The sequence below is a fragment of the Pseudomonas sp. PDM16 genome (assembly GCF_014851865.1).
Taxonomy (GTDB): domain Bacteria; phylum Pseudomonadota; class Gammaproteobacteria; order Pseudomonadales; family Pseudomonadaceae; genus Aquipseudomonas.
Genome location: NZ_JACVAM010000008.1, coordinates 113,849 through 136,156 on the forward strand (window position 1 = coordinate 113,849; position 22,308 = coordinate 136,156).

Here is a 22,308-nt window from a genome sequence, read left to right on the forward strand (position 1 = left end):
CGTTGGTGAAGGCGCAGTTGCCCAACGTGATCGATAGCCAGGGTGACATGGCCATCGCCGGTGGTGGTCTCTGGCCTGAGCCCAGCGCCTTCGTGGCTGGAGTGGATCGACGCAGTTTCTTCTGGGCGCGCAATGCCCAGGGCGGGCTGGATTATTCCGACGATTACAATGCGCCCGATATTGCCGCTTACCATGGCGAGTCTTGGTACAGCGGTGCACGCAATTCACCTCTTGGTCGTTGCGTATGGTCGGATGCCTATCAGGACCCGGTCACCGGCGTGGCCATGACCACCTGCAGTGTGCCGTATCGCGCCGGGGGGCGATTCGCGGGCGTGGCCACCATCGACCTCAAGCTCGATGGGCTCGCCGAGTTCCTCCAGCGTGAGGGTGATGTCACCGGTGGCTACGCGTTCGCGGTAGACCGTGCCGGCAATATGCTGTTCTTCCCCGATGCCCGTTCCGACAAGGGGCTGCCGACTCTGGATCAACTGCGCCGCGAGCTGCCCTGGTTCGCTCCGGTGGCCGATGCACTGGGGCAGGGTGGGGAGGCCAGAACCCTGCTACTCGACCATGATGGGCGCCTCGATGGCCCAGCCTATGTCAGCCTGGAGCCTATGGCCGCCACCGGCTGGCGGGTGGGGCTGGTCACCCCTGAGGCGCAGGTCACCGGGTTGGCCGACCGTCTGACCGGGGAGATTCTGTTGTTCCTTCTGCCGCTCCTGGTGGTGCTGCTCGGCCTTGCGTGGCTGGCCGGCAAGCGGCTGCTGGCGCAGATCGAGGAAACCGCAGGGCAGATCCGTACCCTAGGTCAGGGTGGCCGCGCCAGCGAGCTGGAGATTCGCCGCCCGGATGAGATCGGTGAGCTGCGCAGCGCGGTGAACCAGTACGCCGGTTCGTTGCGCGACATGTTGCGGGCCATTGCCGGCGAGTCGGCAACCCTGGAGCGCCAGGCGGGTGAACTGGCAAGGCTGTCCCACGGTATTGCCGAGCGGGCCGAGGCGCAGCGTGAGGACAACACCCTGCTGGCTACCGCCATCACCCAGATGTCCGCCAGCGCCCAGGAGGTGGCGAGCAATACCACCGACTGTTCGGATACTGCACGTCATTCCCTGGATGCGGCGCGCCAGGGGCAGCAGCGGGTGCAGCACAACAGTCAGTCCATCCAGGCGCTATCTGGTGAAATCGATGGCGCCGCCGGGGCCATTACCCAGTTGGGCGACGACATTGAACGGGTTGGTGGAGTGCTGGCGGTGATCAAATCGATCTCCGAGCAGACCAATCTGCTCGCGCTCAACGCGGCAATCGAGGCGGCGCGCGCCGGCGAACAGGGTCGTGGCTTCGCTGTGGTGGCCGACGAGGTGCGTACCCTGGCCGGGCGCACGCAGTCTTCGGCGAACGAGATCCAGGACATGATCGGAACGCTGCGTCAGGCGTCTACCCAAGCGGTGGTAACCATGCAGGGCGGCGCCGAGCGTACTCGCGAGGCGGTGCAGCAGGCTGGCAGCGTGGCGCTGACGCTGGGGGATACGGTGACTAGCTTCGATGACATCGTCCAGCGCGCACAGCAGATCGCCGTCGCGGCGCAGGAGCAGAGCCACGTGGCGCAGGAGATCAACGAGCTGGCAGTGCGCATCCACGCTGCGAGCGAGGAGGGTGCTCGCGACGCCGGTACCCTGCGCGAGCTCGGGCAGGGCATGCATGCCCTGTCCGAGCGCCTGGGGCGGATGAGCCGCGGCGGTTAGCCCGTATTGGCCAGAGTCGAAAATGCGCCTCCCTGAACGGATCAGTCGCGGTCGACGGCGAAGGACGACCAGGCCTGACGTGACGGCATGATCTCCAGGCGGTTGATGTTGATGTGCGCCGGTAGGGTGGCGACGTAGAAGATCTGCTCGGCGATGTCCTCGGCGCTCAGCGGCGTGGTGGTCGAGTACAGCGCGTCGGAGGCGGCCTGGTTGCCCTTGGTGCGCACCAGGGTGAACTCGGTCTCGGCCATGCCCGGGGCGATGTCGGTGACGCGCACGCCGGTGGACACCAGGTCGCAGCGCAGGTTGAAGCTGAACTGTTTGACGAAGGCTTTTGTCGCGCCATACACGTGGCCGCCCGGATAGGGCCACTCGCCGGCCACCGAACCGATGTTGATGATGCTGGTGCCCTTGCCGATCTCCACCAGGGTTGGCAGCAACGCGTGGGTGACGTTGACCAGGCCGGTGATGTTGGTGTCGATCATGGTGTGCCAGTCCTCCAGCGCCACCTTCTGTGCCGGCTCGGGCGCCAGCGCCAGGCCGGCGTTGTTGACCAGCACGGTGATGCGGCGGAAGGCCGGTGGCAGCTCGGCGACCACCTGCTGCACGGCAGCAGCGTCACGCACGTCGAGGGTGGCGATATGCACCGGCACCTTGGCGCCCAGTTCGGCCTGCAGCTCCTGCAGGCGCTCGAGGCGGCGGCCGGAGAGCACCAGCGACCAGCCAGCCTCGGCAAAACGGCGGGCGGTGGCGCGGCCGAAGCCGGAGGTGGCGCCGGTGATGAAAACCACATTGCTCATGAGTCGATCCCCTGATGGTCATGGCACTGCGCGCATGGCGCAGGAAGCGGGCGTCGCAGGCGACGAACCCGTCTGAAATGGGCGCGCACGGCATGGCCGGCGCCTGAGCGCGCAATGGTAAGGGCGTGGTCGGGCTATGCCTACCCGCGAGTAGAGCGACCTTGGTCTAGATCGCCACCAGGCCGCGCACGCCGTCGGCCTCCATGGTCTCGCCACGGCCCTGCTGAACGATCTCGCCGCGGCTCATCACCAGGTACTGGTCTGCCAGCTCGGCGGCGAAGTCGTAGAACTGCTCGACCAGCAGGATGGCCATGTCGCCGCGCTCGGCGAGCTTGCGGATGACCACGCCGATCTCCTTGATCACCGAGGGCTGGATGCCTTCGGTGGGCTCGTCGAGGATCAGCAGGCGCGGTTTGCTGGCCAGCGCGCGGCCGATGGCCAGCTGTTGCTGCTGGCCGCCGGAGAGGTCGCCGCCACGGCGCTGCTTCATCTCGCGCAGCACCGGGAACAACTCGTAGATGAACTCGGGTACGGTCTTGGCTTCGCTGGTGCCAAAACGAGAAAGCCCCATCAGCAGGTTTTCCTCGACCGTGAGCCTGGGGAAAATTTCCCTGCCCTGCGGCACATAAGCGATGCCCGCATGCACGCGCTGGTGCGGCTTGTGGCCGTTGATGGTCTGGCCTTCCCAATTGATGCTGCCTTCCTTGGCCGGGATCAGGCCCATCAGACATTTCAGCAGGGTGGTCTTGCCCACGCCGTTACGCCCAAGCAGGCAGGTGACCTCGCCGATCTTCGCTTCGAAGGACAGGCCCCGCAGGATGTGGCTACCGCCGTAGTACTGGTGGAGCTGTTGGACTTGCAGCATGTCGGTGTCCTTGTTCATACGCAGGGTGGAGTACGGCGCGCCGCTCGCGCGTTTTCGATCCACCGTGCAGTGCCTGCGGTGGATGAGAAAAGCGCCATCCACCCTACGTTGTCTGATCGTGCCCCCGCAGGAGCCATTGAGCGTTCTGCGTTTTCCCCGGTGCGCGCGGCGCACCCTACGGCACGGTGCGTGTAGGGTGCGGCGTGCGCACCGAACCCCGCTCAGCGCCCGAGATAAACCTCGATCACCCGCTCGTTGGCCTGTACCTGTTCCAGCGAACCTTCGGCCAGCACGCTGCCTTGGTGCAGTACGGTGACGTGGTCGGCGATGGTGCCGACGAAGCCCATGTCGTGCTCCACCACCATCAGCGAGTGTTTGCGCGCCAGCGACTTGAACAGCTCGGCGGTGAACTCGGTTTCGGCGTCGGTCATGCCCGCCACAGGCTCGTCGAGCAGCAGCAGTTGCGGGTCCTGGACCAGCAGCATGCCGATCTCGAGGAACTGCTTCTGGCCGTGCGACAGCAGCCCGGCGGGGCGATGACGCGAGCCCTCCAGGCGGATGGTGGTCAGCACTTCCTCGATACGCTCCTTCTGCGCACCGGAGAGCTTGGCGCGCAGACTGGCCCACACCGATTTGTCGGTCTTCAACGCCAGCTCCAGGTTTTCGAAAACGGACAGCGCCTCGAACACCGTGGGTTTCTGGAACTTGCGACCGATGCCGGCCTGGGCGATCTCAACCTCGCTCATCTGTGTCAGATCGAGGGTGTCGCCGAAGTAGGCGATGCCGTTGTCCGGGCGGGTCTTGCCGGTGATCACGTCCATCATGGTGGTCTTGCCGGCGCCGTTGGGGCCGATGATGCAGCGCAGTTCGCCGACGCCGATGTACAGGTTGAGGTCGGTGATGGCGCGGAAGCCGTCGAAGCTGACGTTGATGCCTTCCAGGGTGAGGATGGTGCCGTGGCGCACATCCAGGCCCTTGGCCGCGGCGCTGCCGAGGCCGACCGCGTCGCGGCCGCTGCCGGCCGGGTCGAAGGCGGGTTCGAGCATGAATTCGGGTACCGGAGCGGCTCTCATTGGTCCTTCTCCTTCTTGATCAGGCCGATCACGCCTTTCGGAAGAAAGAGCGTAATCACGATAAACAGTGCGCCGAGGGCGAACAGCCAGTACTCGGGGAAGGCCACGGTGAACCAGCTCTTCATGCCGTTGACCAAGCCGGCGCCGAGCAGCGGGCCGATCAGGGTGCCGCGACCGCCGAGGGCGACCCAGATGGCGGCCTCGATGGAGTTGGTCGGCGACATCTCGCTGGGGTTGATGATGCCCACCTGCGGCACGTACAGCGCGCCGGCCAGGCCGCACAACACTGCGCTCAGCACCCAGATGAACAGCTTGTAGCCGCGCGGGTCGTAGCCGCAGAACATCAGGCGGTTCTCCGCGTCGCGCAGGGCGGTGAGCACCCTGCCGAACTTGCTGCGCGCGAGGGCGAAGCCCAGCGCCAGGCTGCCGACCAGCAGCAGTACGGTGCAGAAGAACAGGAAGGCACGGGTGCCCGGCGCGGTGATATCGAAGCCGAGAATCGTGCGGAAGTTGGTGAAGCCGTTGTTGCCGCCGAAGCCAGTCTCGTTGCGGAAGAACAGCAGCATGCCGGCGAAGGTCAGCGCCTGGGTCATGATCGAGAAGTACACGCCCTTGATCCGCGAGCGGAAGGCGAAGAAGCCGAACACCAGGGCCAGCAGGCCGGGAGCCAGCACCACCAGGCACAGGGCCCAGAGGAAGTTGCTGGTGCCGTACCAGTACCAGGGCAGCTCACTCCAGGCGAGGAAGCTCATGAAGGCGGGCAGGCCGTCACCGGCCGACTGACGCATCAGGTACATGCCCATGGCGTAGCCGCCGAGGGCGAAGAACAGGCCGTGGCCAAGCGACAGCAGACCGGCATAGCCCCAGACCAGATCCAGCGCCAGGGCGACGATGGCGTAGCAGAGGATCTTGCCGACCAGGGTCAGGCCATAGGCCGAGACGTGCAGGGCGTTGTCCGCCGGCAGCAGGTGCAGCAGCGGCATGGCCAGCAGGGCGAGCAGAACCAGGCCGAGCACGGCCAGCGAGGCTTTCGGGCCCAGGGCATTGCCGGCGCGGGCCAGCAACGTTTGATTGAGTGGCATGGTCATCAGTCGATCACCCGTCCCTTGAGAGCGAAGAGGCCTTGCGGACGTTTCTGGATGAACAGAATGATCAACGCGAGGATCAGGATCTTGCCGAGCACGGCGCCGATCTGCGGCTCCAGCAGCTTGTTGGCGATACCGAGGCCGAAGGCCGCCAGCACACTGCCGGCCAGTTGGCCGACGCCGCCGAGCACCACCACCAGGAAGGAGTCGATGATGTAGCTCTGGCCCAGGTCCGGGCCGACGTTACCGATCTGCGATAGGGCCACGCCGCCGAGGCCGGCGATCCCTGAACCCAAGCCGAAGGCCATCATGTCCACCCGGCCGGTCGGCACGCCGCAGCAGGCAGCCATATTGCGGTTCTGGGTGACGGCGCGGACGTTGAGGCCGAGGCGGGTCTTGTTCAGCAGTAACCACGTCAAGGCAACAACAAAGAGTGCGAAGCCGATGATCACCATGCGGCTGTAGGGCAGTACCAGGTTGGGCAGCACCTGTACGCCGCCGGACAGCCAGCCGGGGTTGGCAACCTCGACGTTCTGCGCGCCGAAGATCACCCGCACCGCCTGGATCAGTATCAGGCTGATGCCCCAGGTGGCCAGCAGGGTTTCCAGCGGGCGGCCGTAGAGGTGGCGGATCACCGTGCGCTCCAGCGCCATGCCGATGGCGGCGGTGACGAAGAAGGCCACCGGCAGGGCGGCCAGCGGGTAGAGGGCGAGGTAGCCGGGGGCGAACTTCTGGAAGGCGATCTGCACCATGTAGGTGGTGTAGGCGCCGAGCATCAGCATCTCGCCGTGGGCCATGTTGATCACCCCCAGCAGGCCGAAGGTGATGGCCAGGCCGAGGGCAGCGAGCAGCAGGATCGAGCCAAGCGACAGGCCGCTGAAGGCCTGGCCGAGCAGCTCGCCGACCAGCAGGCGGCGCTCGACCTGCACCAGGCTGGTCTCAGCGGCGGTGCGTACTGCAGCGTCAGTCTCCACACCTTCGGCCAGCAGGCCTTCCAGGCGGGTGCGGGCCAGCGGGTCGCCGCTTTCGCCGAGCAGGCGTACGGCGCTCAGGCGTACGGCCGGATCGGGGTCGACCAGTTGCAGGTTGGCCAGGGCCAGGGCCAGGGCGGCGCGTACGCCGTCGTCCTGTTCGCTGGCGACGCGGGCGTTGAGCAGTTCCAGCTGCGCCGGCTTGGCGCTCTTCTGCAGCTGCTGGGCGGCGGCCAGGCGCGTGGTCGGCTCTGCGGCGAGCAGCTGCTGGCTGGCCTGCACGTTGGCCAGCAGGCCGCGCAGGCGGTTGTTCAGACGCAGCTTCTTCGGCGTGCCTTCGGCAGTAGCGGCCGCTTCGGCGGCCTGCCAGGCGCCATCGACTTCATAGAAGGCGGCCTTGCTCGCATCGACGCCGACGCGGCCCTGCTGCAGGGCATCGAGTAGCGGCTGGCGAGCGGCATCGGGGTGGGCGGCCCAGCTCTCGAGGAGCTTGGCCTGCTTGGCCGGGTTGGCGGCGACGAAATCATTGGCGTCGCCCGCCTGGGTGGTCAGTGGCAGCAGCAGCGCCAGTGACAGCAGGATTCGGTAAAGGGCAGTGGGCATGTTGGAACAGTCCTTGGATTGCCGTTCCCGGATTGCATCCGGGCTACGAGCCCGAGAGATCGGTGCCGGCTGGCGCACCCTCTCCCCTGGCCCCTCTCCCGGAAGGAGAGGGGAAGGTGTGGTTGCACTCAGTCACCCCTGGAAGAGCGGGGTGACTGAGTGCGGGCCACGCGAGCTGTCAGTTGGACTTCACCGCGTAGTCCGGCTTCTTGTCGTTGCCGGGGATGAAGGGGCTCCACGGTTGGGCGCGCAGCGGGCCTTCGGTCTGCCAGACGATGGAGAACTGACCGTCTTCCTGGACTTCGCCGATCATCACCGGCTTGTGCAGGTGGTGGTTGGTCTTGTCCATGGTCAGGGTGTAGCCGCTCGGCGCGGCGAAGGTCTGGCCGGCCAGGGCTTCGCGGACCTTGTCGACGTCGGTGGTGCCGGCTTTCTCGACGGCCTGGGCCCACATGTTGATGCCGACGTAGGTGGCTTCCATCGGGTCGTTGGTCACCGCGGTCTGGTAGTTCGGCAGGTTCTTGGCCTTGGCGTAGGCCTTCCACTTGTCGACGAAGGCGGTGTTGACCGGGTTGTCCACCGACTGGAAGTAGTTCCAGGCGGCCAGCTGGCCTACCAGCGGCTTGGTGTCGATGCCGCGCAGTTCTTCCTCGCCGACCGAGAAGGCGACTACCGGGATGTCGGTAGCCTCGATGCCCTGGTTGGCCAGTTCCTTGTAGAACGGCACGTTGGAGTCGCCGTTGACGGTGGAGATCACCGCGGTCTTGCCGCCGGCGGAGAACTTCTTGATGTTGGCGACGATGGTTTGATAGTCGCTATGACCGAAGGGGGTGTAGACCTCTTCGATGTCCTTGTCGGCCACACCTTTGCTGTGCAGGAAGCTGCGCAGGATCTTGTTGGTGGTGCGCGGGTAGACGTAGTCGGTGCCCAGCAGGAAGTAGCGCTTGGCGCCGCCGCCGTCTTCGCTCATCAGGTATTCCACGGCCGGAATCGCCTGCTGGTTTGGCGCCGCGCCGGTGTAGAACACGTTCGGCGACATCTCTTCACCTTCGTACTGCACCGGGTAGAACAGCAGACCGTTGAGCTCCTCGAACACCGGCAGCACGGATTTGCGCGATACCGAGGTCCAGCAGCCGAACACCACGTCGACCTTGTCCTGGGTCAGCAATTGGCGGCCCTTCTCGGCGAACAGCGGCCAGTTGGAGGCCGGGTCGACCACCACGGCTTCCAGCTGTTTGCCGTTGACGCCGCCCTTGGCGTTGATCTCGTCGATGGTCATCAGCGCCATGTCTTTCAGCGAGGTCTCGGAGATCGCCATGGTGCCGGACAGCGAGTGCAGGATGCCGACCTTGATGGTCTCGGCTGCCTGTACGGTCCAGGTCATGCCCATGGCGGCGATGGATGCGGAAAGGGTGAAGGCCTTGATCAGGCTGCGACGTTGCATAGTGCGATCTCCATTCGAGCTAGTGTGTGTACTGCTGATTTCTGGTTATTCGGGTTGGCAGTCGTCCAAAAGGTCATCGCGTCACCCTTGCCCGGCCATTGCCCGTTGCCGGGCGCTGTGCAGCATGTGCAGGGTGATCTTGCGCACTTCGGCCTTGCTCAGTTCGATGTGGGTTCTGAGCAGCAGCTGTGCTTCTTCACAACGGCGCGACAGGATCGCGCCGAGGATCTGGGCGTGTTCGGCGTAGGTCGCCTCCACGCGAGGCCCCTGGGTGAAATCCAGGCGCCGGATGATGCGGATCTTCTCGCTGACTTCCGCGTGCATGCGGGCCATCTCGCGGTTGCCGGTGGCCTCGACCAACTGGCAGTGGAAGCGCTCATCGAGCAGCGACACGGCCCGACCGTTCTGCAGACGGTCTTCCGGGCTCACCATCCAGGTGGCACGCAGTTCTTCCAGTGGCACCGGCAGTTCGCCGGCCGGGCGATCGCACAGGCGCTTGACCGCTTCCAGTTCGAGGACGATGCGCACCTCGTACAGCTCTTCGAAATAATGGAAGTCGAAGGGGCGTACCTGCCAGCCGCTGCGGAAATACACCTCCAGGTAGCCCTCGCGCTCCAGCCGGTACAGGGCCTGGCGCACCGGGGTACGGCTGACTTGCATACGCTCGGCGACTTCCCCTTCGGAGAAGCGGTCGCCGGGCAGCAGGCGGAACTCGAAGATGTCGTCCTTGAGCTGGGCATAGATGCGTTCGGCGAGGTTCTCCGGGCGCTCCTTGCCGCGCTTGTCAGGGCTGACCAGTTGCATCTCAGGCGACCTCGACCACATCGAGCAGGAGCAGTGCATCGCCCGGCGTTACCGCCTTGCCCGGCTGGCAGCGCACCGACTTGACGATGCCAGACACCGGCGCGGTAACCGCCAGCTCCATTTTCATCGCCTCGACCACCAGCAGCGGCGTGCCGGCCTCGACGTGCTGGCCGGGCTCGACCAGGACCTTCCACACGCTGCCGCTCATCTCGGCGCTGACCAGGTGACCGTCGAGATCGCCGTCGTCTTCCTGCGCGGCGGCCAGCGGTGCGGTGGCCGCCGCCTCATCGTCGCGCCACAGCGGTACTTCTGCATCGAACGCAGCCTTCTGCTTGGCCTGGAAGGTGGCGATACCATCCTGGTTATCGGCGAGGAAGCGCTGGTACTCGGCGAAGTCGAACTCGCTGTGCTCGATGCGGATCTGCGCGCGGCCCTCGCGGAAGGCTTCGCGGAAGTCGTCCAGCTCGGCTTCGCTGACCGGGTAGAAACGCACCTGGTCGAAGAAGCGCAGTAGCCACGGCTCGCCGTTCTCGAACTGGGCGTTCTTCACGTACTTGTTCCAGATCGGCAGGGTACGACCGACCAACTGGTAGCCGCCGGGCGAGTCCATGCCGTAGATGCACATGTACATGCCACCGATGCCTACCGTGCCTTCGGCGGTGTAGGTGCGTGCCGGGTTGTACTTGGAGCTGAGCAGACGGTGGCGCGGGTCCAGCGGGACGGCGCAGGGTGCGTCGAGGTAAACGTCACCGAGGCCGAGGATCAGGTAGCTGGCGTCGAACAGGATGTCCTTCACCTCGTCGCGACTGGCCAGGCCGTTGATGCGCTGCAGGAAGTCGACGTTGTTCGGCAGCCAGGGCGCCTCGCTGCGCACGGTCTCGCGGTAGCGGGTGACGGCGCCGAGGGTGGCGCTGTCTTCGAAGGCCATCGGCAGGTGGACGATGCGGGTCGGCACCTTGAGGCTGGCGACGTCGCCGAGGCGCTGTTCCAGCTTGAGCAGGTGCTCAATCAGCGCCTGCTGGTGCAGCACGCGGCTGTCGTAGCGCAGTTGCAGTGAGCGCACGCCCGGCGCCAGTTCTTCCAGGCCGCGCAGCGGCTCGGCCTTCAGCGCTTCCATCAGCAGATGCACGCGCAGGCGCAGGGCCAGGTCGAGCACGTTGTCGCCGTATTCCATGAGGATGTAGGCGTCGCCGGCCTGGCGATAGACCACCCGTGGGCGGCTATCCTTGGCCGGCAGCTCGGCCAGCACGGTGGCTGATGTGGTGTCGCCTGGCTGCAGCGAAGGCGCCGGCAGAGTCACGGCGCTGATCGCGGCCAGGGCTTCGAGGCTACCCAGTTGGGCCTGCTCCAGGCTCTGCGCCTGCTGGAAGCCGATGGGGTGGAAGCGCAGCTTGTCGCCGGGTTTGACCTGGCCGACTTTCCACAGCTCGGCCTTGGCGATGGTCACCGGGCAAACGAAGCCGCCGAGGCTCGGGCCGTCCTTGGTCAGGATCACCGGGAAGTCGCCGGTGAAGTTGATCGCACCGATGGCGTATTCGCAGTCATGCACGTTGGACGGGTGCAGGCCGGCCTCGCCGCCGTCGGCGCGGGTCCAGCTCGGCTTCGGCCCGGACAGGCGCACGCCGAGGCGGTTGGAGTTGTAGTGCACTTCCCACTCGGCGGCGAAGAATTCCTCGATGGCTTCGGGGGTGAAGAAGTCCGGCGCGCCATGCGGGCCGTAGAGCACGCCGATGTTCCAGGTGGTGCCGTAGCTCGGGATCAGGCTCGGGTGCACGGCCTGCGGTGCGGCGACCGGGGCTGGCGTGGTGCAGGCCGGCAGCGCTGGTTGCGAGATGGCCAGCATGTCGGCCGGGCGCAGGGTGCGGCCGGCGTGGCCGCCGAACTGGCCGAGGGCGAAGGTCGAGCGACTGCCGAGGTACTGCGGTACGTCGAAGCCATTGCGCACTGCGAGGTAGGTTCGGCAGCCGCTGCTGGCGCGGCCGAGCTTGAGCACCTGGCCGGCCTTGATCGGGATCGGTTGCCAGTAGGCTACAGCCTCGCCATCCAGCGTGGCTGGGTAGTCGGCGCCGGTCAGGGCGATCAGCGCATCGCAATGGAAACGCAGGGTTGGGCCCTGCAGCGTGAATTCCAGGCCGGCAGCGTCGGCGTGGTTGCCGACGATGCGGTTGGCCAGGCGGAAGGCGAAGTCGTCCATCGGCCCGGATGGCGGCACGCCGATGTCCCAGTAGCCGAGGCGGCCAGGGTAGTCCTGCACGCTGGAGTAAGTGCCGGGTTCCAGTACTTCAATCACGCTGGCGTTGAATTCGAAGCTGTCGAGCAGACGGGTCCACACCTGGCCAGCGGCGAAGCGCGGATCGGCCACTACCTGGCGCAGGTAGTCGATATTGCTGGCGATGCCATGCAGGCGGGTTTCACCGAGAGCCGCACGCATCTTGGCGATGGCTTCGTCGCGACTGGCGCCGTGGACGATCAGCTTGGCGATCATCGGGTCGTAGAAGGCGGAAACCTCGCTGCCGGTGCTGACCCAGCCGTCGACGCGCGCGTCTTCGGGGAAATGCACTTCGGTGAGCACGCCGGGGCTGGGCTGGAAGTTCTTCAGCGGGTCCTCGGCGTAGATGCGCACCTCGATGGCGGCACCCTGCGGGGCGCGGTTGAGGGCGGCCCAGTCCAGGGCGTCACCGGCGGCCACGCGCAGCATGCATTCGATCAGGTCGAGGCCGGTGACCATCTCGGTGACCGGGTGTTCGACCTGCAGGCGGGTGTTCACTTCGAGGAAGTAGAAGTCGTCGCGAGCGGCGTCGTAGATGAACTCCACGGTGCCGGCGCTGCGATAGCTGACCGACTCGCCGAGCTGCACAGCAGCGGCGTGCAAGCGTTCGCGGGTGGCCTGCGGCAGGTTGGGTGCCGGGGTCTCCTCGACCACCTTCTGGTTGCGCCGCTGCAGCGAGCAATCACGCTCGCCGAGGGCGGCCACGCGGCCCATACCGTCGCCGAAGATCTGCACCTCGACGTGGCGCGCCTGGTCGACGAAGCGTTCGAGGAACACGCCAGCATCGCTGAAGAACTGCTCGCCCATGCGCTTGACGCTGTCGTAGGCACTTACCAGTGCTTCGGCGTCGGCGCAGCGGGTCAGGCCGATGCCACCACCGCCGGCGGTGGTCTTGAGCATCACCGGGTAGCCGATGCCTTCGGCAGCGGCGAGGGCTTCTTCCAGGCTCTGCAGCAGGCCGGTGCCCGGCGCCATCGGCACCTGGGCTTCGCCGGCCAGTTCACGGGCGCGGTGCTTGAGGCCGAACTCGCGGATTTGCTCGCCGGTGGGGCCGACGAAGGCGATGCCGGCAGCCTCGCAGGCATCGGCGAATTCGGCGCTCTCGGAGAGGAAGCCGTAGCCGGGGTAGATCGCCTGGGCGCCGGTTTCCTGCGCGGCGGCGAGGATCTTGTCGATGCGCAGGTAGCTGTCGGCCGGCTTGTCGCCGCCCAGGGCGATGGCGATATCGGCATCGCGTACGTGCTGGGCATTGCGGTCGGCGTCGGAGTAAACGGCGACGCTCTTCACGCCCAGGCGCTTGAGGGTGCGGATGGCGCGGACGGCGATCTCGCCACGGTTGGCAATCAGTACGGTATTAAACATGGGTGGCCTCCGTGGCGAGATCGCCGCAGCGGGCTACGCCCGCCCGGCACTTTGACTGCGTCGCTGCGTCGCGTTGCGGCTGGTCACCACGGTTGGCGATGAGTACGGTATGGAACACGGTCGATCCCTCTTCGTAGGGTGGAAAGCCGCGAAGCGTTTTCCACCAACTCGTTCATCGGATGGATGAAGGTGTCAGCTGCGCACCCCGATCCACCCTACGGTTCGTTGGTCGCTGTCTAGGGTTTCGCCAGGCTGGCGATGAAGGCGCGCCAGCCGCCGAAGCTGGTGATGTCGCGGGCGCCTGCCAGGGCGTAGGGTTCGCAGATGAAGCCCTTGACCCAGCGCCCATCGGCCAGCTGCAGGTTTCCGATGCCCAGCGGCGGCGGGATCTCGGCGACGAACTCGCCGAAGCGCGCCTGCGGCACATCCCACAGCTCGACGATGATCTCGGCGCCATCCTCGGCGACCCGCGCCAGGCCTGGTTTAGGTGGCACGGTGCCGGGCAGGGCGTAGAGGCGGTAGTCGGCCGAGCTGGTGGTCTGCTCGACCAGTACGGCGTCGCGGGTGGCGAGCTGGAAGTTCAGCGGCATGCCGGTGAGGTGTGCACCAACCACGGCGACCCGTACGCTGCCCGGTGCCTGGCCGATGCTCGGCTGGGCAGGCAGGGCGCGCTGGGTGGCGCCCAGCGGCAACGCCAGGGCTTGCTGCCAGCGTTGGCCGAAGGCGGCCAGGGCCTGATCGTGCCAGGCCGGGGCGATCAGGGTGATGCCGGCGGGCAGGCCGTCGTCGCGGAAGCCTGCCGGTAATGCCAGGGCGGCTAGATCGGCCAGGTTGGTGAAGTTGGTGTAGGTGCCGAACTGGCTGTTGAACAGCACGGGCTCGGCTTCCATTTCGGCCAGGGTGCGGATGGTCGGCGAGGTCGGCACCACCAGGGCGTCGAAACCGGCCAGGGCATCGTTGATGGTACGGCTCAGTTCGGCGCGGGTGTACTCGGCCTTGTAGGCGTCGCAAGCGCTGTACTTGTTGCCGTTGTCGACGATGCCGCGTACCACCGGGTTGATGTGCGCGGGCTCGACACCTTCCAGGGCTACCGTGCGTTCGGCGACCCAGGAGCCGTAGTAGAGCTGCTCGGCCAGTTGCTGGAAGGGCGTGAAGTCGATTTCCACCAGCTCCGCGCCCAGCTCGCGCAGCTTGCCCAGCGCCTGCTCGAACACCTGCTGGTTGCCGGCATCACCGAAGAACTCGGGGGCGGTTGGTACGGCCAGGCGCGGCTTGGCCGGCATACCGACCTTGGCGCTGACGGGGTTCTTGCGGCTGTAGGCATCGCTGGCGTCATAGCCGCCTGCGATGCTGGCCACGGCCTGGGCGTCGGCCACGGTCAGGGCGAAGATCGAGATGCAGTCCAGGGTACGGCAGGCCGGAACCAGACCGGTATTGGACAGCCAGCCCTTGGTCGGCTTGAGCCCGACGATGTTGTTGAAACCTGCCGGTACGCGGCCGGAGCCGGCGGTGTCGGTGCCCAGGGAAAACACCACCAGGCCGCGCGCCACGGTGCTGGCCGAGCCGGAGCTGGAGCCGCCGCTGACATAGGCTGGATCGAAGCTGTTGGGCACCGCGCCATAGGGCGAGCGGGTGCCGACCAGGCCGGTGGCGAACTGGTCGAGATTGGTCTTGCCGATCAGGATGGCGCCAGCAGCGCGCAGTCGGGCAACCACGGTGGCATCGGCCTTGGCCGTGTAAGCGAACTCGGGGCAGGCGGCGGTGGTGGGCCAGCCGGCAGCGTCGATGTTGTCCTTGATGGCGAAGGGCACGCCGTACAGCGGCAACCTGCTCAGATCACCTTCGGCGGCAGCCTGGCGTTCGGCCAAGTAGTCCAACTGGGTTTGCAGTTGGGCCGGGGTGGCCAGGCTGATCCAGGCCGGATCATCGGAGCTCAGCTCGGCGAGCAGCTCGGCGAGTGCCTCGGGTTGCAGGTTCTCGGTGCGATAGGCCTGTTGCCATTCGCTCAGGGTCCAGCCGAATCCGCGATGGGACATCTTCCTAGATTCCTTCTTGTATCCAAGTTGGTGTTTCTAGAGCAGATGTCGTGCCAGTTTATTAACTCATTGTTTTATATGTATTTTTATGATTATTTTGGTGAGCAAAGAGACATCGCCGCCCCGTTTGGGGGCCGGCGAGCGGGTGTGGTGCGCCAGGACGGAGCGGGAAGGGCGTCAGGGTGCGAGGTAGCCGCGCACGCCGGTAAAGATGATCTGCGCAGCCAGGGCGCAGACGAACAAGCCCATCAGGCGGCTTAGAATCTGCAGGCCCTGCTGGCCGATCAGGCGTTCGACACGGTCGGACAGGTAGAGCACGGCGCCGACCGTGGCGCTGGCGATGCCGATGGCGAGGATGGCCAGCAGCTTGTCATCCCACTCCGGTTGGCTGATGCCCATTACCAGCAGGGCACCGATGGTGCCTGGGCCGACGGTCAGCGGGATGGTCAGCGGCACGATGGTGACGTCCTGCTGTACGTTGTCCGCCTGTACCGCGGATTTGCCCTGGGCCATGCCCAGGGCCGAGATGAACAGCACGCTGCCTGCGCCGATACGGAAGGCGTCGGCGGTGATGCCGAAGATCTCGAAGATGGTCTGGCCGAACAGGTATAGCAACACGCTGGCCACCAAGGTGCCAAAGGCGACTTTCCAGGCCAGCTTCTTGCGCTCCTTGACGCTGTAGCCAGGGGTCAGGCCGAGGAAGCAGGACAGTACGAAGAACGGGCTGTAGAGGACCAGCATTTTCAGGTACAGGCTGAACAGCACGGAAAGCATGAGGCAGGGCTCGTCAGAGGGGCGATGGGGGAAGCATAGAGGGGCTTGGGGCGGCGTTGCCACCCCCTGGATCAGGACGGCAGGGCGTTACGCTGGCGGCGTTCGCGTTCGCTGACCCAGAAGGCCACCAGATCACGCAGTTGCGACATCTCCACCGGTTTGGACATGTGTCCGTCCATGCCTGCCTGGCGGGCACGCTCCTTGTGTTCGGCGAGAATATGCGCGGTCAGCGCCACGACCGGTGTGCGCTCGCGTCGTTCGCGTTGCTCCCAGGAACGGAGCTGTTCGGTGGCGGAGAAACCATCCAATACGGGCATTTCGCAGTCCATCAGCACCAGATCGTAGTGCTGCTGCTGCATGGCGCGCAGTGCCTCTTCGCCGTTGCTGGCGGTGTCCGGGCTCAGGTTGAGCTTGTTCAGCATGCCGCGAATAACCTTGGTGGAGATGCTGTTGTCTTCGGCGACGAGAATGCGGAAGTCTTCCGGTACCTGCACGGGCGCACTGTCGATGTGCAGGGGGCGTGGGGTACCTGCATCCCTCTGTGCCAGCTCATCGGCTAGGGTGGTCTTCAGCGTGTAGCCGGCCACCGGCTTGGCCAGGATGCGCTTGATTCCGGCGTTGCGGGCGATGATCTTGCTGGGTGCATTGCTGATGCCGGTGAGCATGATCAGCAGGATGTCATGGTTGAGATTGGGGTCTTCCTTGATCCGGGCCGCCAGTTGCATACCGGTCATGCCGGGCATCTCCTGATCCAGCAATACGGCATCGAAATACTCGCGCAGATGCGCCTTGGTGCGCAGAAGAGCCAGCGCCTCCTTGCCGGAGGCGACGGCGCTGGCTTGCAGGCCCCAGGCGCTGCATTGCTGCTGGAGCACCTTGCGGCAGGTCTCGTTGTCGTCGACTACAAGGATGCGGGCGCCTTGCAATGGGCTGTCGAGATCGGTGGTCGGTTGCTCGAGACGCTGTGGATCGAGCGGCAGCGTCAGCCACAGGGTGCTGCCGGCGCTGCCACCACTCTGCACGCCGAACTCACCGTCCATCAGACGCACCAGTTGGCGAGCGATGATCAGACCGAGTCGTCCGCCTAGCTTGCTGGCGGAGAGGAAGTCTCTGCTATGCAGCTGGGTATTGAGCAGAGCATCGCGCTCGCCGGGCTCCAGAGGGCGCCCGCTATCCTGCACGGCAATGCGCAGACGTGGCTCCTTGCCTTCAGTGTCCAGGGCCACCACCAGCAAAATCTCGCCCTCGTCGGTCTGGCGGAAGGCGTTGTCCAGCAGGCTCATCAGGGTCTGGCGCAGGCGTGTTGGATCGCCGCTGATGACGCGAGGTACCTGGGGTTGGGTGAAGCTGATCAACTCGACCTTCTGTTGCTCGGCCTTGGTACGGAAAATATCCAGACAGTCGTCGATCAGGGCATTGAGGTCGAACTGCACGTCGTCCAGTTCGATCTGCCCGGACTCCAATTTGGAGATGTCGAGAATCTCGTTGATCAGCGTCAGTAGCTCGTTGCCGGAGCTGTGGATGGTCTGCACGTAGTCTCTCTGCTTGGCCGACAGCGGCGTGCCCAGTAGCAGCTCGGTCATGCCCAGCACGCCGTTCATGGGGGTGCGGATCTCGTGGCTGATCTTGGCCAGGAACTCGGCCTTGGTCTTCAGCTCGGCGCTGGTCGCGGCCTCGCTGGTGCGCCGGGACAGAGTGTCGCTCTGGAACTGCCGTTGGCGCTCGGAGAGCGCGATGCTGAGTATCAGGCCGCCGATCATTGCAATGCTGAACAGACTGATCGACAGCCAGCCCGGATTGAACTGTTCGAAGCCGAGCAGCATAGGTGCCAGGGCGGCGAAGCCCAGATCGAACACCAGAACGCCAGCGAAGATCAGGCGTGCTGGCCGATAGCCTCCGCGCCAGTGGACGAATGCGATGGCGGATACGCTAAGGGAGGCCAGTGCTACCAGGGCATATACCAGCCATCCCTTCCAGAACAGCTCGCTGATGCCGATCAACGCCATGGCCAGCGCGATCAATGCAAACTCCAGGTGCAGCAGGTGGCGCAGCGGGCTTCGCTCGACGGAGGTCTCGCAGAAAAAGAAGCGTGTATAGCCGAGCAGGCAGAGCACGGCGGAGAGCGCAGCCAGGTCGGCGATCAGTGAAGGATTGAGGTTGCTGTTGGGCAGGAAGATGGCGAGCAGACCGATATTGGCTGCCGCGCTCAGTGCCAGAGCGGCGTGCATGCCGGATAGCCAGAGGTTGCTGGCAGTCGGCGAGTAGGTCATGCGCAACAGATTGAACAGCGCCATCAGCAGCAGGCCGCCGAGAAGGGCTCCGAACAGATATGCCGGACGCTCCTGCGCCACCAGTTCTGAGTCGTCGATGACCTTGAACCACATCATTAGCGCGTGATTGGAGGTCATGCGCAGGTAGGCGACCCGTGGCTGGTTGTCATTGGGCAGGCTGAACAAATAGGCCCGCGAAGGCAGGGGACGTGAGTTGGCCTTCAGCGCTTCGCCTGTTCCCTGTTGCTGCTCCAGCTGGCCATCGCGGACCAGATAGAAGTCCAGATGCTGGATGCGCGGGGCAAACAGCCAAAGCCAGTGCGGAGAAGCCAGCGCCTTGGTATCGACTCTTAGCCAGACAGCCTGCGGAGAGGCGGGGAGATTGAAGGCCTGCCGGTCCAGCGGCTGGAAGCGCGAGCTTTGCGCCAGCACCTCGTCAAATGTCAGCTGGGCCGACTTGTCCAGCAGAATCGACCAGCTCTCGTCCGTGCCTGCGGCAGCGGAAGAGGTCGATACCGACAGACCGAGAAGCAGGCTGACGATGAATCCTGTGGCGATCCAGAGCCGACGCAAGTGGAATCCCTTCTTTCGTTGATCCAGGAATTATATTTGGGCAGGGTTTAAAAGGCAGCCTTGCCGGCCGAGTTCATCTATGACGGCGCCGCAAGTTCGCCGCGAAATCGCTTCCAGATTGGCAATTTTGCAGGGAATCATGTCAATCGAAAGCGCTCTTGCCATTTATTCGATAAGACTTCAAGTACTTTAGACTAAAGTCTAATGCCTCTTGTTTGTAGTGGGTCTAGCCTTCCTCGTTAGAACAATCACAAGAAAGACGTCCGGGCGAAGGGCGATCTCGCTCTTTGCCGACTGGTCGTCGGAGGCAGCCTATATGAGCGTGTCAACCGCAGAACCCGGCCATGCGCCGGCCCGTCCCATGACGTCGGAAGAGCGCAAGGTCATCTTCGCATCTTCCCTCGGCACCGTCTTCGAATGGTACGACTTCTATTTATACGGTTCCCTCTCGGCAATCATCGCGGCGCAGTTCTTCTCCGGGGTAAACCCCACCGCAGCCTTTATCTTCGCCCTCATGGCCTTCGCCGCCGGTTTCGCGGTACGGCCGTTCGGCGCGATCTTCTTCGGGCGCCTGGGCGATCTGGTTGGGCGTAAATACACCTTCCTCATCACCATCCTGATCATGGGGTTGTCGACCTTCATCGTCGGCATCCTGCCCTCGTATGCCAGCTGGGGCATCGCGGCGCCGATCATTCTCATCGTATTACGGCTGTTCCAGGGCCTGGCGCTGGGCGGCGAGTACGGTGGCGCAGCGACCTATGTGGCCGAGCATGCGCCACATGGTCGGCGCGGCTTCTACACGTCATGGATCCAGACCACCGCGACCCTGGGCTTGTTCCTGTCGCTGCTGGTGATCCTTGGTACTCGTACCTGGCTGGGTGAGGAAGCCTTCGCTGACTGGGGCTGGCGTATCCCCTTCCTGCTCTCCATCGTGCTGCTAGGCATCTCGGTGTGGATTCGCCTGACCCTGAGCGAGAGCCCGGCCTTCAAGAAGATGAAGGAGGAGGGCAAGACCTCCAAGGCGCCGCTGACCGAGGCCTTTGGCCGTTGGGAAAACGCCAAGGTGGCGCTGATCGCCCTGTTCGGTGGTACCGCCGGTCAGGCGGTCGTCTGGTACACCGGGCAGTTCTACGCGCTGTTCTTCCTGACCCAGACGCTCAAGGTGGACGGTGCCACGGCGAACATCCTGATCGCCTTGTCTCTGCTCATCGGTACGCCGTTCTTCATCGTGTTCGGCTGGCTGTCGGACAAGATCGGGCGTAAGCCGATCATCCTAGGCGGCTGCCTGATCGCCGCGCTGACCTATTTCCCGCTGTTCGGCCTGATCACCCACTACGCCAACCCGGCGCTGGAGCAAGCCCAGGTCTCGGCGCCGGTGACGGTGGTGGCCGATCCCAACGAGTGCTCCTTCCAGTTCAACCCGGTGGGCACCGCGAAGTTCGTCACCTCATGCGATATCGCCAAGGGCTTCCTCGCCCGCAACTCGGTGAACTACGCCAACGAGGCGGCGTCGGTCGGGACCAACGCCAGCATCCGTATCGGCGAGCAGACCATCGCCTCGTTCTCCGGCGCCGGCATGCCGGCCGAGCAGTTCAAGGCCGAGTCCGATGCCTTCAATGCCAGGGTGACCGAGGTGATTCGCAGTGCGGGCTATCCGGCCAAGGCCGACCCTGCGCAGATCAATACGCCGATGCTGGTGCTGCTGCTGACCATCCTGGTGCTGTTCGTGACCATGGTGTACGGGCCCATTGCGGCGCTGCTGGTAGAGCTGTTCCCGACGCGCATCCGCTACACCGCGATGTCGCTGCCGTACCACATCGGCAACGGCTGGTTCGGTGGCTTCCTGCCGACCACTGCCTTCGCCATGGTCGCCGCTACCGGCAACATCTACTACGGGCTGTGGTACCCGATCGTGGTGGCGGTGATGACCTTCATCATCGGCCTGTTCCTGATGCCGGAGACCAAGGACCGCGACCTGCGCGACTGGCACTGACCTCCATCCGCAAATGAAAAGGCCCCGCAGTGCGGGGCCTTTTCATTGAAAGGGGCAAAAACGTGTTCACGGTTATCGAGCTAGAGCCATACAAGGCAAAAACAGGCGAGGAAGCGGAATGTACTTTTGTACATGAGCATTCCGAACCTGTTTTTAACGCAGTAGGGCCGACGCGCAGAGGGCCGTGAGCAGGTTTTTCAGCCTTCGCCGTTCTCGCGGGCGATAGCGCGGTAGCCGATGTCGCTGCGGTAGAAGCTGCCGTTCCAGCGGATCTGCTCGGCCAGGCGGTAGGCCTGTTGCTGGGCGTCGGACACGCTCTTGCCGATGGCGGTGGCGCACAGCACGCGGCCGCCCGCGGTGACGATTTCACCGGCTGCGTTCAGCGCGGTACCGGCGTGGAACACCTTGCCGTCGATCTTGGCAGCGGCGTCCAGGCCTTCGATCACGTCGCCCTTGGCATAGTCGGTCGGGTAGCCGCCAGCGGCGATCACCACACCCACGGTCGGACGCGGGTCCCAGGTCGCTTCAACTTTGTCCAGCGCCTTGGCCAGGGCGGCCTCGACCAGCAGCACCAGGGACGATTCCAGGCGGACCATGATCGGCTGGGTTTCCGGGTCGCCGAAGCGGCAGTTGAACTCGATGACCTTCGGCTTGCCAGCCTTGTCGATCATCAGGCCGGCGTAGAGGAAGCCGGTGTAGACGTTGCCTTCGCTGGCCATGCCGCGCACGGTCGGGTAGATCACTTCGTCCATCACGCGCTTGTGCACGTCGGCGGTGACCACTGGAGCGGGCGAGTAGGCGCCCATACCGCCGGTGTTCGGGCCGGTGTCGGCGTCGCCAACACGTTTGTGGTCCTGGCTGGTGGCCATTGGCAGCACGTTCTCGCCGTCGACCATAACGATGAAGCTGGCTTCTTCGCCGTCGAGGAACTCCTCGATTACTACGCGCGCGCCGGCGTCGCCGAAGGCGTTGCCCGACAGCATGTCGCGCACGGCTTCCTCTGCCTCGGCCAGGGTCATGGCAACGATCACGCCTTTACCGGCGGCCAGGCCGTCGGCCTTGACCACGATCGGTGCGCCTTTCTCACGCAGGTAGGCCAGCGCCGGCTCGACTTCGGTGAAGTTCTGGTAGTCGGCGGTGGGGATGTTGTGGCGCGCCAGGAAGTCCTTGGTGAAGGCCTTGGAGCCTTCCAGCTGGGCGGCGGCGGCGGTGGGGCCGAAGATGTCCAGCTTGCGGGTGCGGAACAGGTCGACCACGCCCTTCACCAGCGGCGCTTCCGGGCCGACGATGGTCAGTTGCACGTTCTGGGCGGCGAAGTCGGCCAGTTGCTCGATGGCCAGCACGTCGATGGCGACGTTCTCGCACTTGGCTTCGGTGGCGGTGCCGGCGTTGCCCGGGGCGACGAAGACTTTCTCGACGCGCTTGTCCTGCGCCACTTTCCAGGCCAGGGCGTGTTCACGACCGCCGCTGCCAATGATCAATACGTTCATGTCTCTCTCCCAGTGGAGGCGGGCTCTGGGCCCGTTCGGTGGATAAACAGAGCGTTATCCACCCTACGAAAACTTTGCTTCTAGCAATCTATCGGGCCGCGATGGAGCTGGTGGATGCTAGGCGCGGATGGCTTCGATAAGCGCAGTTGCCAAC

Annotated in this window: 13 protein-coding genes and 2 pseudogenes; 3 read left to right on the forward strand and 12 right to left on the reverse strand. The window is 64.9% G+C overall.

The genetic code is table 11. From position 1 onward, the window contains the following. Positions 1-47 precede the first annotated feature (47 nt). Both IB234_RS24495 and IB234_RS24500 read left to right on the forward strand, forming a co-directional pair. A pseudogene (locus IB234_RS24495) lies at positions 48-893 on the forward strand (cache domain-containing protein); the annotation flags it as partial. Between the two features lie 255 nt (positions 894-1,148). After that, positions 1,149-1,742, forward strand: a pseudogene (locus IB234_RS24500) (methyl-accepting chemotaxis protein); the annotation flags it as partial. 41 nt (positions 1,743-1,783) lie between these two features. On the opposite strand, the gene IB234_RS22370 reads toward IB234_RS24500, so the two are convergent. The 11 genes from IB234_RS22370 to IB234_RS22420 all read right to left on the reverse strand — a co-directional run bounded on the left by IB234_RS22370 (position 1,784) and on the right by IB234_RS22420 (position 18,671). Continuing rightward, positions 1,784-2,542 carry an SDR family NAD(P)-dependent oxidoreductase gene (locus tag IB234_RS22370; RefSeq protein WP_192322053.1) on the reverse strand — a complete coding sequence of 253 codons (759 nt, stop codon included), beginning with the start codon at positions 2,540-2,542 and terminating at the stop codon, positions 1,784-1,786. 166 nt (positions 2,543-2,708) lie between these two features. After that, the gene (gene urtE, locus IB234_RS22375; RefSeq protein WP_192322128.1) at positions 2,709-3,407 is read right to left on the reverse strand and encodes an urea ABC transporter ATP-binding subunit UrtE; all 699 of its coding nucleotides are present in this window, start codon (positions 3,405-3,407) and stop codon (positions 2,709-2,711) included. A gap of 221 nt (positions 3,408-3,628) precedes the next feature. Then, on the reverse strand, positions 3,629-4,480 hold the full coding sequence (gene urtD / locus IB234_RS22380) for an urea ABC transporter ATP-binding protein UrtD (protein WP_192322054.1): 852 nt from the start codon (positions 4,478-4,480) through the stop codon (positions 3,629-3,631). Beyond that, positions 4,477-5,568, reverse strand: a complete 1,092-nt coding sequence (gene urtC, locus IB234_RS22385) for an urea ABC transporter permease subunit UrtC (RefSeq protein ID WP_192322055.1) — start codon at positions 5,566-5,568, stop codon at positions 4,477-4,479. Before urtC ends, urtD begins: the two co-directional genes overlap by 4 nt. Then, the gene (gene urtB / locus IB234_RS22390) at positions 5,568-7,139 is read right to left on the reverse strand and encodes an urea ABC transporter permease subunit UrtB (RefSeq protein ID WP_192322056.1); all 1,572 of its coding nucleotides are present in this window, start codon (positions 7,137-7,139) and stop codon (positions 5,568-5,570) included. The genes urtC and urtB overlap by 1 nt, the downstream gene beginning before the upstream one ends. A gap of 178 nt (positions 7,140-7,317) precedes the next feature. Then, positions 7,318-8,583 (reverse strand): urea ABC transporter substrate-binding protein, encoded by a 1,266-nt coding sequence (urtA, locus tag IB234_RS22395; RefSeq protein WP_192322057.1) that lies wholly within the window; start codon positions 8,581-8,583, stop codon positions 7,318-7,320. Positions 8,584-8,664: 81 nt separating this feature from the next. Continuing rightward, complete coding sequence (locus IB234_RS22400) at positions 8,665-9,387, reverse strand: GntR family transcriptional regulator (RefSeq protein WP_192322058.1); 723 nt, start codon at positions 9,385-9,387, stop codon at positions 8,665-8,667. Position 9,388: 1 nt separating this feature from the next. After that, on the reverse strand, positions 9,389-13,018 hold the full coding sequence (uca, locus tag IB234_RS22405; protein ID WP_192322059.1) for an urea carboxylase: 3,630 nt from the start codon (positions 13,016-13,018) through the stop codon (positions 9,389-9,391). Positions 13,019-13,254: 236 nt separating this feature from the next. Next, positions 13,255-15,054, reverse strand: coding sequence for an allophanate hydrolase (gene atzF, locus IB234_RS22410; protein WP_192322060.1), 1,800 nt, complete (start codon positions 15,052-15,054; stop codon positions 13,255-13,257). Between the two features lie 177 nt (positions 15,055-15,231). Continuing rightward, positions 15,232-15,828: a MarC family protein gene (locus tag IB234_RS22415; RefSeq protein WP_192322061.1), complete on the reverse strand. Its 597-nt coding sequence runs from the start codon at positions 15,826-15,828 to the stop codon at positions 15,232-15,234. Positions 15,829-15,899: 71 nt separating this feature from the next. Then, entirely contained in the window at positions 15,900-18,671 is a 2,772-nt protein-coding gene (locus tag IB234_RS22420) for a hybrid sensor histidine kinase/response regulator (protein WP_192322062.1), read from the reverse strand. Between the two features lie 316 nt (positions 18,672-18,987). Between IB234_RS22420 and IB234_RS22425 the strand changes: the two genes are divergently transcribed. Next, positions 18,988-20,664 carry an MFS transporter gene (locus IB234_RS22425; RefSeq protein ID WP_192322063.1) on the forward strand — a complete coding sequence of 559 codons (1,677 nt, stop codon included), beginning with the start codon at positions 18,988-18,990 and terminating at the stop codon, positions 20,662-20,664. A gap of 197 nt (positions 20,665-20,861) precedes the next feature. Here the strand turns inward: IB234_RS22425 and purD are convergent, their stop codons facing one another. Next, complete coding sequence (purD, locus tag IB234_RS22430) at positions 20,862-22,154, reverse strand: phosphoribosylamine--glycine ligase (RefSeq protein ID WP_192322064.1); 1,293 nt, start codon at positions 22,152-22,154, stop codon at positions 20,862-20,864. Positions 22,155-22,308 lie beyond the last annotated feature (154 nt).

Coding starts and splice junctions, on each gene's coding strand:
- IB234_RS22370 (WP_192322053.1), bottom strand. CDS start 2,542: ATGAGCAATGTGGTTTTCATCACCGGCGCCACCTCCGGCTTCGGCCGC.
- urtE (WP_192322128.1), bottom strand. CDS start 3,407: ATGCTGCAAGTCCAACAGCTCCACCAGTACTACGGCGGTAGCCACATC.
- urtD (WP_192322054.1), bottom strand. CDS start 4,480: ATGAGAGCCGCTCCGGTACCCGAATTCATGCTCGAACCCGCCTTCGAC.
- urtC (WP_192322055.1), bottom strand. CDS start 5,568: ATGACCATGCCACTCAATCAAACGTTGCTGGCCCGCGCCGGCAATGCC.
- urtB (WP_192322056.1), bottom strand. CDS start 7,139: ATGCCCACTGCCCTTTACCGAATCCTGCTGTCACTGGCGCTGCTGCTG.
- urtA (WP_192322057.1), bottom strand. CDS start 8,583: ATGCAACGTCGCAGCCTGATCAAGGCCTTCACCCTTTCCGCATCCATC.
- IB234_RS22400 (WP_192322058.1), bottom strand. CDS start 9,387: ATGCAACTGGTCAGCCCTGACAAGCGCGGCAAGGAGCGCCCGGAGAAC.
- uca (WP_192322059.1), bottom strand. CDS start 13,018: ATGTTTAATACCGTACTGATTGCCAACCGTGGCGAGATCGCCGTCCGC.
- atzF (WP_192322060.1), bottom strand. CDS start 15,054: ATGTCCCATCGCGGATTCGGCTGGACCCTGAGCGAATGGCAACAGGCC.
- IB234_RS22415 (WP_192322061.1), bottom strand. CDS start 15,828: ATGCTTTCCGTGCTGTTCAGCCTGTACCTGAAAATGCTGGTCCTCTAC.
- IB234_RS22425 (WP_192322063.1), top strand. CDS start 18,988: ATGAGCGTGTCAACCGCAGAACCCGGCCATGCGCCGGCCCGTCCCATG.
- purD (WP_192322064.1), bottom strand. CDS start 22,154: ATGAACGTATTGATCATTGGCAGCGGCGGTCGTGAACACGCCCTGGCC.